The sequence below is a fragment of the Lysinibacillus sp. RU7 genome (assembly GCF_057837305.1).
Genome location: NZ_JBYQFK010000009.1, coordinates 83,846 through 95,302, shown reverse-complemented (window position 1 = coordinate 95,302; position 11,457 = coordinate 83,846). Strand labels below are relative to the sequence as shown.

The window sequence follows — 11,457 nt, the reverse complement described above, 5'->3', positions numbered from 1 at the left end:
ATGGAGTCTTTAATGATGATACTGATTGGTATTTTAGTGGCCGTAGCGACTTATTTAGTCCTCTCTCGTACAATTATTCGTGTCATTTTAGGTACGGCTATCCTTTCCCATGCAGTGCATCTACTCATTTTGACCGTAGGGGGATTAAAAAGAGGAGATGTACCGCTCCTGAGCCAGTCAGATGGGCCTTACACAGATGCTTTACCACAGGCGCTTATTTTAACCGCGATTGTCATTAGCTTTGCTGTAACAGCTTTCGTATTAGTGCTCGCGTACCGTATGTATAACACAAATGGAACAGACGATTTCCGTAAGTTAGGGGGATCTTCTGATGAATAATATGATTGTCTTACCGATGATTGTACCGATCATAACCGCTATTATACTTGTGTTTTTACGAGATTATGTAAGGCTACAACGCATTATTAGTCTAACCACGATGGTGTTTGTTAGTAGTATGTCAGTGCTGATGTTGCATGTAGTACAAACGCGAGGCATTATGAAGCTTGATTTTAGTGGATGGCTACCGCCGTATGGGATTTTATTTGTGGCGGATTCATTTGCATTGCTACTTGTACTAACGGCAAGCCTTGTTACAGCGATTTGCTTACTTTATGCATTTGCGACAATTGGTGAGCGCCATGAGCGGATGTTTTTCTATCCCTTTGTGCTGTTTCTCATTGCGGGGGTAAACGGTTCATTTTTAACTGGGGATATATTCAATTTATTTGTGTGTTTTGAAGTAATGCTACTTGCTTCTTACGTATTAGTAGCGCTGGGCGGAGAGAAGTTTCAGCTACGTGAATCGTTAAAATATGTGCTAATTAATGTCATCGCTTCTTGGCTGTTTTTAGTAGCACTCGCATTTTTATATGGCACCTTAAAAACACTCAATATGGCGCATATTGCACAGCGAGTAGCCGAAGTAGGGCAAGAGCCGATTTTAACGACAGTAGCCATTTTATTTTTAATTGTTTTTGCACTAAAAGCAGGGTTGCTTCTATTCTTTTGGTTACCTGGTTCCTATAGTGTGCCGCCAACAGTTGTGCAAGCGTTGTTTGCCGCCCTTTTAACAAAAGTAGGAATCTATGCATTGTTCCGTACGTTTACGCTCATGTTCCCATTCAATCAAGACGTGACGCATGTACTCATCGGGATCATGGCAGGTGCGACAATCATAGCAGGCTGTATGGGGGCACTAGCAGGAAAAGATGTGCGGACGATTGCGACGTATAATGTACTCATCGGTGTAGGGTTTATTTTGATTGGGCTTGCATCAGGAACGGAAACAGGATTTGCCGGTGCGATTTATTATTTAATTCACGATATGTTAGCAAAAGCGTTGCTGTTTTTACTCATTGGGACAATGATTTATTTAACCGGTGAAAGCATTGTAAAAAATATGAGCGGCCTTATTCGTAACTACCCGTTATTTGGGTGGATTTACTTTGTTGTGATGTGCGCGTTAACGGGTATTCCACCTTTGAGCGGATTTATTGGGAAAGTGCTCATTGGACAAGGTGCTATTGAAGGACAAAATTATGTGTTATTAGCAATTGGTTTTGCTTCTAGTGTTATCGTACTCTATTCATTATTGCGTATTTTTTTAGCTTCCTTCTTTGGGGAAACAACGATTAGTGAAGATCATCAAAAGCCACTGCCTAAACTGGCTATGACATCATTTATATTGCTTGCTGTTTGTATTGTGAGTATCGGGATAGCGGCAGAAGGTGTGGTGCCGTATGTGGAAAATGCAGCGAAAACATTAGCGAACCCATCCATTTATATTGAAGCGGTTTTAGGGAATATGGAGTAAAGGAGGAGAAGTGGATGTTAGGACAATTTATATTAAATTTATTTATTGCGGCATTATGGTTTTTATTAAAAGATGATCCAAATGCCAATTTCTCCAATTTTGTTGCTGGCTTTTTAGTTGGGGTCGTCATTTTATATGCGATGCATCGTTTCTTTGGGACACGTTTTTATTTGCGCCGAGTAGCAAAAATCCTGAAGCTTATCCTCCTTTTTATTCAAGAGCTCGTTTTATCTAGTATGTCTGTGCTGCGCTGGGTACTTTCACCGAAGTTAACGATTACGCCTGGTATTTTCACATACAAAACACAGCTTAAGGGTGATTGGCAAGTGACAACATTGGCGTTACTGCTCACATTAACACCGGGTTCCGTCGTAATGGAAGTATCGGAAGAGGGCGATCTGTTTTATATTCACGCAATGGATTTAGAAGAAGCCCAGGATTCAATTGTACGTTCAATTGGCAAGTTTGAACGAGCGATTTTGGAGGTGACACGCAATGATTGAGAAAGTGATGCTACTGTCACTGGCGCTATTTATGGTAGCCATTGCCCTATTGTTATATCGTGTTGTGAAGGGGCCATCCATGCCAGATAGAGCGATTGCACTGGATACGATTGGCGTGAACTTGATTTCGGCCATTGCCATTGTATCGATTGTGTTGAATACAAAGGCATTTTTAGAGGCGATTTTAATATTAGGGATTTTGGCGTTTATCGGTACGATTGCGTTCTCTAAGTATATTGAAAGGGGCGTTATCGTTGAACGAAAATCAGGCGATTGAATGGGTTGCGGTACTATTAATGCTTTTAGGGGCCATTGTGAGTGTTATTAGTGCGTTAGGGATGCTGAGGTTACCAGATGTGTATACTCGCTCTCATGCGGCCACAAAAAGCGCGACACTTTCTGTTTTATGTTGCTTAGTCGGAGCGTTTATTTATTTTTGGAGTCATGATGGATTTGTCAGTATTCGGTTAATTTTAGGGATTGTGTTTACCTTTATTACAGCTCCCGTCGCAGGTCATCTTGTTTGTCGTGCAGCGTATCGTTCGCGCGTACCGCTAGCAGAAGGCTCAGGCGATGATGCGTTAAAGCCAGTATTATTTGGACAGGATGCAAGCGAAGAGTGTAAAGCAATAGAAGAAGACTTAGCAATGGAACGAGAAAAGCGTTCAGATATGTAATCGAAGGAGGTGTTCAGAAAGTTTTTACTTTCAGAACACCTCCTTTACGCGTTAAATAATGATCGATTAAAAATGATTGCTCCTGCGGTGGTCGAAAGGGAGTGTCCCAGAATACCTTCTCGGACACGCTCTTTTTTGTGGATAAGTTTTTACCGTATAACGAGCGGTTTAGGGCAAGCATTGTGGATAGTCACGAAATTTGAGGATAACATTGTGGAGAAGTACAGAATGTGGATAAGTTTTAGGGAATTTGCGAAAAGTTATCCACACAATCAGGTGAATTGACAAATATTGCTGTATAATATATAGTGCATTACAACACTAATGTACTAATTTGCATGGAAGGAGGGGGCTCTTTGATTCTGAATTCGAATAGCCAAACGCCGATTTATATCCAAATTGCGGAATGGCTTGAAAATGAAATACTAGCTAATCGGCTCGTAGCAGATGGCAAAGTCTATTCACAATACCAACTAGCAGAAATGTTCAATATTAATCCAGCGACAGCGGGTAAAGGATTAACAATTTTGCTTGAGAAAGACATCTTGTACAAGAAAAGGGGACTTGGCATGTTTGTAGTGGAAAATGCGAAAGACAAAATTTTAGCGATGAGGAGAACACATACATTAACACAGCTTGTGGAAGAGCTTGTGCAGGAGGCAAGAAGGCTAGCTGTTTCAGACGAAGAGCTAATGGACCTCATTCAAAAAGTACAGCAAAAGGGGTGAGCGGTATGATTTGTTGTGAACAACTTCAAAAGAAATTTCGTAGGAGTACGGTGTTAAGTAATATTTCTCTTCAAATAGCTGAACCGAAAATTATGGCGTTAATTGGTCGAAATGGTACAGGGAAATCGACATTGCTTCGTTTAATTGCCGGTCATTTAAAACCAACTGCAGGCAAACTTACGGTATTAGGTGACAATCCTTTTAATAGCTTACACGTTGCATCAAATACAGTGTTAATAGAAGAGTCTCTAACATTCCCTTCGCCGTTTACACTAGCAGATATTTTAAAGCAGGGCGCAACATTTTATCCAAAATGGCAGCAAGACTTAGCAGAAAAATTGCTTGCTTATGCAAATATCCCACTTCAAGCCTATCATGAGCAATTATCGACGGGGCAACGGGCTACCTTTAACTTAGTATATGGGCTAGCCAGTCGTTCTAAAATTACGCTACTAGATGAACCGATGAACGGTATGGATGAAGCGATTCGTACAGATTTTTATCGAGCCATCTTAAAGGAATATATTGCTTATCCGAGACTAATCATCATTTCGAGCCATTATTTATCCGAAATGGAGCATTTAATAGAAGAAATTTTATGTATCCACCGAGGAGTAGTAGAGCTACATGCACCACTAGATGAAATCCAGACATTCGCTGTTAGGCTACGAGGAGATCAAGCGCAAATTGCACCGTTAATCGAACACTTAGAAGTACTGCATGTATATGATGAAGCACCATTTTATGAGGTGGTAGTGCCAGCAGCACAGCTCAATGTGGAAGCATTACAAGCAAAAGGTGTATTTGTATTGAATGTGTCAGCGAGTGAAGTATGCCAATTCATAACGAGCGAGAAGAAGGAGGGCATCGACCGTGTCTTTAAATAGTGTATCAATCACGCAAAATATTAAGGATCAAGTCAGATGGAAGCTTTCTTCCTATAGTTCCGCTTTTATGACAATCATTGCTATACAAATCATCTCATCGCTTATTTTTTCTAATGGAACAACTTATTCAAGTTTAGGTTCTGCTCATTTAAGCATAACAATCCTAGGTTATAGTTTGGATGGTATACTTATGTTTTCGATGCTTACATTATTTATTATTAGTACAATGCTTGCAAGTAAGCAGATGACACAAGAAAATCTTAGTATTGTCACAACACGGTTGACTGCATCCATTTCAACGGTTATTACCCAATTAGTCCTTTGTTTTATCGCTACATGGACAGCGTTAAGTTCGTTTTATATATTTGCTTTAATACATCGTCTGAGAAATTCAGACGCACAATTTTTAATTGGTCGTGTTGTTGAAGTAGAAACAGTTTTTTTATTTTTTAGTTTACTTGTCATCGTATCAGCGGCTGGTTTCTTTGCTGGTTCTTTTTTACAAATGAACAAATGGATCATCTCGAGTATAGGGGTACTGATTGTCATTGGATTGTATGTATTTATCGCAACTAACACGTCTACCGGGCAAGAAGCGCTCGTAACGAATACAAGTATGTGGCCTTTTATTTTTAAGTGCTTAAGTATTAGTGCAGTGGTTTATGGGGTGGCTATTTATATTCGTAATCTGCAGGAGGTGAGCAGACGATGAGTACGAGTATTTGGATGTTATTTATCACAATTGGCTGTATAGCGGGTGTGTCGATATGGCTCGTTCGAAAGCTGTTAACGAAAGTGAAAATATGGACGCCTAAAAGAATTGGCTGGTTTCTAGGAACATATATTGTAGCGGGTATCATTGCGATGATCGTGTTAACAACATCTGAACAGGATGTTGTGATTTTAGCGGAGGAAGAGTTAAACGTGATGCAAGAAAACGAATGGTCCTTCCGAGAACAGCTAGATAGAGCGGCTTATAGTAAGTTAGATGAACAATATATAAAGGAAACACTCGTTTATGAAATGCAAGGTGATACATTAACACTGGATATCCAGGATCAGTCTTATTTTTATGATATCATAATAGAGAGAAATCGAGATTCTGAGGCAAAAGAAGTGACCGTGAAATATTACGAAACGCCCTATGTACGTTACGGGGTTGATTTATCAAGCTATATACAGCAACCGGAAATAGATTTAGAGGATGATACATTTTCCCTCAGGTTAGCTGCTACTGCTAAAGAAATTCAATATATGCAAATTGAACCTACTATCCAGGTAGCAAATCAACGTTATCATGGTGTTGTCGGCGAGGACTTACAAAGACAATCATTCGGTATGCGTTTTCTATACTTGAATGTTCCGGCTGATGTGCATATCATTAACAGTAGCGGTATATATATACCCTAAAATGAATGAGAATCGAGCGGTCGATGTGAAAAAATTAGTAAAGATAGTGTGTTATGTCGTTGTGTTTGTGCTGTTTTTATATGCCAATAATCAGTTATTGGTCGTAACGGAGCATGTCGTTGAATCGGAGAAGCTACCAAAAGCGTTTGATGGTTACCGAATTACGCAAATCAGCGACTTACACGATGCAACATTTGGCGACAACCAACAAAAACTTGTAGAAAAAGTGCGGGCTACCAATCCAGATGCCATTTTTTTAACGGGGGATTTAATCGATAGTCGCCGCTATGATTTGCAAAACAGTTTAGAGGCGGTGGCGCAATTTGTGACATTTGCGGATGTGTATTATGTACTAGGCAATCATGAAGTAGCCGTAAATCAGGTAGAAGAAATTTACGAAGCACTTGAGCGTCTTGGCGTACAAATATTGCCGAATCAATCGTTGGAAATACAACGCGACGGGGAGCGTTTAACGATTATCGGCATTGAAGATCCGTTAATGGGCAAAGAGCCGCAACAGATGCTAGACGAAGCGATGGCGACAATCAATCCAAACTCATATAAAATTTTATTGTCGCATCGACCAGAAAAATTCGAAACATATGTTGAGAATGTAATAGATATTGCATTTACCGGACATGCACACGGTGGTCAAGTCCGTTTACCGTTTATCGGTGGGCTTGTAGCACCAGGTCAAGGCTGGTTGCCAACGTATACAAGTGGCGTTTATGAAGCAGAAGAGACAAAGATGATCGTCAGCAGAGGGCTCGGGAATAGCATCGTCACACAGCGATTGTTCAACTTGCCAGAAATCGTGGTCGTCGAGCTAAAATCACGGTAATGAGTGTATGATGAACTCTTGATAGATCAAAGTATTTTAGTAGAGACTGATAATACGTAGAAAAGAATGTTTGGGAGGCTTTCGCCTTTTCAGACATTCTTTTTTATTATGCTCTTTATAAGTTACATGGAATAATTTCATACGAACAGTAGCCTGTTACTTGGAGAGCCTATTTAAGAAACGGCATTTACTCCTTCCTATTATTTGTATATGATAAGTCTAAATACATACTATTTTTACAGGAAAGGTAAAAATATAAAAATGGGAGGATGTTATGTGGATTAAAAGTATTGGTACAAAGTTAACAGCGTCGATTGTGCTCTTATTAGCTGCTACTTGTATAGCACTGGGTATATCTAGCTACGTTAATAGTTCATCTGCCCTGCAAGCACAAGTAGAAACAAATGTAGTGTCGAAAGCGGAGGATGTATCCCACTATATTGATGAAGTATTCAAGCGTTTATTTATAGAGGTAGAATCCATTGCTGATCAAAATGTCTTAAAAGAGATGAATCTTGAACAACAGTTTGCTTATTTAAATACTCAACTAACAGAGCGAGCAGACTATTTGGCGTTTGGAATTATTGATGAAAATGGTACTTCCTATTATTCAGATGGCACAACAGCTGATTTATCTGACCGTGAGTATGTCATTAATGCTTTCAAAGGTGAGACAGCGATGTCAGATATTTTAATTAGCCGTGTGACAAATGAGCCCGTTATTATGATTGCAACACCAATTGATACGACAACAGGTGAAAAAGCGCTTTTGTTAGCAAGAATCGATGGCTATGTGTTATCCGATGTCGTTGATGAAATTCGTGTCGGTGAGACAGGGTATGCCTTTATTGTGAATAGTGAAGGAACGATTCAAGGGCATAGCAACCGAGAGCATGTAAAAAATCAAGTGAATTTTATGACACAGGCTGAGGAAACAGGAGAGATGGCGGGAGAGGCAAAAGCCATCAAGGAAATCATTTCGAATGACAAGGGCTTCTTTGAATTTGAAAATGCAGAAGGTCAACAGCGACTGATTGGCTATCATAACCTAAATAACGGTTGGACAATGGCTGTTACAGTGGATCGTAGTGAAATGTTGGCGGGACTAAGTGACTTAACACGTAGCTTAATCATTTCAACGTTTGTTTCTTTAATGATTGCCATTGGTTTTGCGATTTTTGTATCGCGTTCTATTAGTAAACCTGTAAAAGAACTTGTCCATATTAGCGGACATTTAGCAACAGGTGATTTTACTCGTGAAGTGCCTAAAAAGTATCGTAAGCGCAACGATGAGATGGGGCTACTGGCTCGCTCGCTGTCAAAAATGGTTGGTAGCATGAAAGAAATGATTGCAAAAGTAAATACCAATGCAAGTAGTGTAAGTGAGGCTTCTGGTGAGTTAATGGGTGAAGTAAATAAAGTAACAGAAATGACGAGCGCTATTTCTAACGCGATTGTGGAAGTAGAACGCGGTTCCGTAGCACAGTCTACAATGGCGGATGAAGGTGCTCATGCGATGGAGCAGATGGCACTAGGTGTACAGCAAGTGGCGGAAGTAGCGAGTACAGTGGCAGAGCATACACAACAAATTGAGGAACAAATTTATAGTGGCCATCAAGCGGTAAATGCGTCCATTCAACAAATGTCAGCTATTCAAGAAGGGACTACACTTGAGCTTGAAGTGATCCGGGAATTAGAAAATGAATCGAAAGAAATTGGCTTAATCTCAGAAATGATTACGGATATTTCTGATCAAACGAACTTGCTTGCACTGAATGCGTCCATCGAAGCAGCTCGTGCGGGCGATGCCGGAAAAGGCTTTGCAGTCGTAGCAGAGGAAGTCCGAAAATTATCTGAACAAACAGCACAATCAGCTGCCCAAATTAATGCCCTCATTGGCAAAGTACAAGGATATACGACAGAAGCAGTTAAAGCAGCGGAGTCTGGTGAAAAAAATGCTCAACAAGGATTAGTGACGATTCATTCATTAGAATCTCGATTTGAGGAAATTGTCCATTCCGTTCAGAGAATTACACGTGAAATTGAACAACTAAGCTCTTCTGCTCAGCAGATGAGTGCCAATACAGAGGAAGTAACCGCATCGATAGAGGAAATGGCCGCAACAGCCAATGCTTCTACAGAGTATATTCAAGAAGTAACAAAATCGACAGGCTTACAACGAGACGCTGTAGAAGCAATGGGCAAGCAAGCGGAACAACTAAACAATATGGCTGTGGAACTACGTGTAGCCGTTAGTCAGTTTAAATTATAGGTAGAAGAGGGCGTATCGCAAAAGTGGTACGCTTTTTCTTATTTTTAATTCAATGTATATTCTAAAAATGGTAGAAATAATCATTTACTATGGAAGTAGGAAATTTTTATTTTCACATAAGGGGGAGCGGACATGTTTACATATCGAGTGGATGATGAAGTGGCATTAAAGCTTGTAACACAACGGGATGCGGAAGAGGTGTTTGATTTAATAGAAGAAAATCGTGAGCATTTGCGAGAGTGGCTAGGGTGGCTCGATTTTTCTACTGATATGAGTGTGACACGTAAAGTGATTGATATGAATTTACAAAAGTTTATCCAGAACGAAGCGTTGGATACAGCAATTATTTATAAGGGGAAAATGGTTGGGAAAGTTAGTATTAACGTCATTAACTACGCAAATAAAACAGCACAGCTCGGTTATATGTTAGGTTCAAAATATGAGAGGCGAGGTATTATGACACGCGCGGTTAAAGCGATGACCGATATTGCCCTATTTGAATACGATTTGCATAAAGTCGAAATTCACGCAGCAGAAGGAAATAAAAAAAGTCGTGCCATTCCGGAGCGGCTTGGGTTTATGCAGGAAGGAACGATTCGAAGTGCAGAATGGCTATACAATCACTATGTAGATCACGTTGTTTACGGGATGTTACGGAAAGAATGGCTGAGGCGGAAATAAAAAGACGAAGGAGCCGTCTGTTTTAGTAGCTATTGCTTAAGAAGTGAAGGGGACCAGAAAGTGAAAGCTTTCTAGTCCCCATGCTTTGCTTTATTCAATCTCGCCTGTCCAGCTAGACATTCCTTCAGATACGTTAACCACATCATAGCCTTCCGCTACTAAAATGTCACTTGCTGTTTGAGAGCGATTGCCACTACGGCAAATGACGATGTATTTTTCCTCTTTTGACAGTTCACTGAAATCTTCTTGCTGTAAGGCGGATAACGGTTTATTTTGTGCGGATGGAATATGTCCTTCTACAAATTCATTCGGTTCACGTACATCGAGTACAACATAGCCTTCATTCATCTTTTCTTCGACTTCATTGAGCGCAATCGTTTCATAGCTTCCTTCCTCATTACTGCAAGCAGTAAGTGCTAATATACAAAGAGCCATCATAGCGAATAACCATTTTTTCATGTAGAGTACCTCCGTTTTGTTTTATACCTATAGGGGTATTATAGATGACCCGATTTTAACATGCAATAAAATAAATTATTAAATGAGAGAGTTTATAAATAGTTTTGCATTAAGAAACCGTAGTTGAATCTTTTCTCCCTACTAATTGCAGTTATAAACTTAAGTTTTTAAGTTTTTGAACTAATTAAAGCCAAATGTATGTAAACCTTAAAAGCGAGCAGCTTCATCCATAAAATGTTTGAATAAATAACAGTGAAGTAGAAAAATCTGTCGAAGTTCTTCTTCAATCGTGAAGGCACCTAAAATGGTGAACAGTGGGTCTTAACTTTTTCGGCACTCCGCCGACTGTTACAAGCATATATACACGTGGATTAAAATTCACTCTTGTCTGTTGGATATGAGATAAACCAAAAAAGGAACGGTATGTTTTTTGCCTATTTTTTCTGAATTAGCAACCAAAGATTATTGAAGAAGATGTTTTTCTCTTATTATATTTAATAGTATAGTAAGGTTCTAACTTTATATATCAAAATAGTTTTACTATTCAAAAAATATTATTGACACTGTTCTAGAAAGCGATTACACTATACCTAGTTAGTAGTCATTTTAGAAAGCAATTACGCGATACCTAGTTAGTAGTCATTAGAATTTATAAGCTAAAAAAATAGAAAGAGTGTTAATATGGCATTGAGTAAAAATCGTTGTATAGGTAGATTATCCATTCTTCTTTTATTCTCAGATGATCCAACTCAACAATTAGCAAAACTTGAGCAGGGGAATTGGAAGGGATGCACAGGAAAAGTTGGTTCGATGGACTCTCAAAAAATAGTTGCTGCAATTGAAACAGCAGCTAAGAAAAACGGGATTATCCAGACGGACGTTTATCGTGAATCTCATGCATTATACCATGCCATTATTGAAGCACTACATGGTGTAACAAGAGGTCAGGTACAATTAGGATCTGTACTTAGAACTGTTGGCTTATCTTTTGCTGTTTTACGTGGGAATCCATATGATAATGAGCAAGAGGGAGATTGGGTTGCCGTTTCTTTATATGGAACAATCGGTGCACCGGTTAAGGGGTCGGAGCATGAAACAATTGGTTTAGGAATTAATCATATATAATTTGCCCATAGTTTTTTAGTTAACAGGGGGCTATATCGTGAAATCATTTTTTGTGTGA

General features: G+C 39.5%; 14 protein-coding genes. 13 read left to right on the top strand and 1 reads right to left on the bottom strand.

Going from position 1 to position 11,457, the window contains the following annotated elements:
• The 12 genes from AC3II9_RS08655 (at position 1) to AC3II9_RS08600 (ending at position 9,815) form a co-directional block, all read left to right on the top strand.
• Complete coding sequence (locus AC3II9_RS08655) at positions 1 to 339, top strand: Na(+)/H(+) antiporter subunit C (RefSeq protein WP_391372792.1); 339 nt, start codon at positions 1 to 3, stop codon at positions 337 to 339.
• Positions 332 to 1,816, top strand: coding sequence for a Na+/H+ antiporter subunit D (locus AC3II9_RS08650; protein WP_489154847.1), 1,485 nt, complete (start codon positions 332 to 334; stop codon positions 1,814 to 1,816). Before AC3II9_RS08655 ends, AC3II9_RS08650 begins: the two co-directional genes overlap by 8 nt.
• Before the next feature lie 14 nt (positions 1,817 to 1,830).
• Complete coding sequence (locus tag AC3II9_RS08645) at positions 1,831 to 2,319, top strand: Na+/H+ antiporter subunit E (protein ID WP_431028695.1); 489 nt, start codon at positions 1,831 to 1,833, stop codon at positions 2,317 to 2,319.
• Positions 2,312 to 2,596 (top strand): Na(+)/H(+) antiporter subunit F1, encoded by a 285-nt coding sequence (locus AC3II9_RS08640; RefSeq protein WP_391372799.1) that lies wholly within the window; start codon positions 2,312 to 2,314, stop codon positions 2,594 to 2,596. The genes AC3II9_RS08645 and AC3II9_RS08640 overlap by 8 nt, the downstream gene beginning before the upstream one ends.
• A complete protein-coding gene (locus AC3II9_RS08635; protein WP_489154845.1) occupies positions 2,574 to 2,996 on the top strand; it encodes a Na+/H+ antiporter subunit G in 423 nt (140 codons plus the stop codon). The genes AC3II9_RS08640 and AC3II9_RS08635 overlap by 23 nt, the downstream gene beginning before the upstream one ends.
• 356 nt (positions 2,997 to 3,352) lie before the next feature.
• Complete coding sequence (locus AC3II9_RS08630) at positions 3,353 to 3,724, top strand: GntR family transcriptional regulator (protein ID WP_489154843.1); 372 nt, start codon at positions 3,353 to 3,355, stop codon at positions 3,722 to 3,724.
• Between the two features lie 5 nt (positions 3,725 to 3,729).
• On the top strand, positions 3,730 to 4,611 hold the full coding sequence (locus AC3II9_RS08625; RefSeq protein ID WP_489154841.1) for an ATP-binding cassette domain-containing protein: 882 nt from the start codon (positions 3,730 to 3,732) through the stop codon (positions 4,609 to 4,611).
• The gene (locus tag AC3II9_RS08620) at positions 4,598 to 5,323 is read left to right on the top strand and encodes a hypothetical protein (protein ID WP_489154839.1); all 726 of its coding nucleotides are present in this window, start codon (positions 4,598 to 4,600) and stop codon (positions 5,321 to 5,323) included. The genes AC3II9_RS08625 and AC3II9_RS08620 overlap by 14 nt, the downstream gene beginning before the upstream one ends.
• Positions 5,320 to 6,021: a hypothetical protein gene (locus AC3II9_RS08615; protein ID WP_489154837.1), complete on the top strand. Its 702-nt coding sequence runs from the start codon at positions 5,320 to 5,322 to the stop codon at positions 6,019 to 6,021. The genes AC3II9_RS08620 and AC3II9_RS08615 overlap by 4 nt, the downstream gene beginning before the upstream one ends.
• 25 nt (positions 6,022 to 6,046) lie before the next feature.
• Positions 6,047 to 6,862: a metallophosphoesterase gene (locus AC3II9_RS08610; RefSeq protein WP_489154918.1), complete on the top strand. Its 816-nt coding sequence runs from the start codon at positions 6,047 to 6,049 to the stop codon at positions 6,860 to 6,862.
• A gap of 274 nt (positions 6,863 to 7,136) precedes the next feature.
• Positions 7,137 to 9,134 (top strand): methyl-accepting chemotaxis protein, encoded by a 1,998-nt coding sequence (locus tag AC3II9_RS08605; RefSeq protein ID WP_489154835.1) that lies wholly within the window; start codon positions 7,137 to 7,139, stop codon positions 9,132 to 9,134.
• Positions 9,135 to 9,266: 132 nt separating this feature from the next.
• A complete protein-coding gene (locus AC3II9_RS08600) occupies positions 9,267 to 9,815 on the top strand; it encodes a GNAT family N-acetyltransferase (RefSeq protein ID WP_489154834.1) in 549 nt (182 codons plus the stop codon).
• Positions 9,816 to 9,905: 90 nt separating this feature from the next.
• Here AC3II9_RS08600 and AC3II9_RS08595 read toward each other — a convergent pair whose 3' ends face one another.
• Positions 9,906 to 10,274, bottom strand: a complete 369-nt coding sequence (locus AC3II9_RS08595) for a rhodanese-like domain-containing protein (RefSeq protein ID WP_489154832.1) — start codon at positions 10,272 to 10,274, stop codon at positions 9,906 to 9,908.
• Between the two features lie 681 nt (positions 10,275 to 10,955).
• On the opposite strand from AC3II9_RS08595, the gene hutP reads away from it, so the two are divergent.
• Entirely contained in the window at positions 10,956 to 11,399 is a 444-nt protein-coding gene (gene hutP, locus AC3II9_RS08590) for a histidine utilization transcription antiterminator HutP (RefSeq protein ID WP_489154830.1), read from the top strand.
• Positions 11,400 to 11,457: the final 58 nt, after the last annotated feature.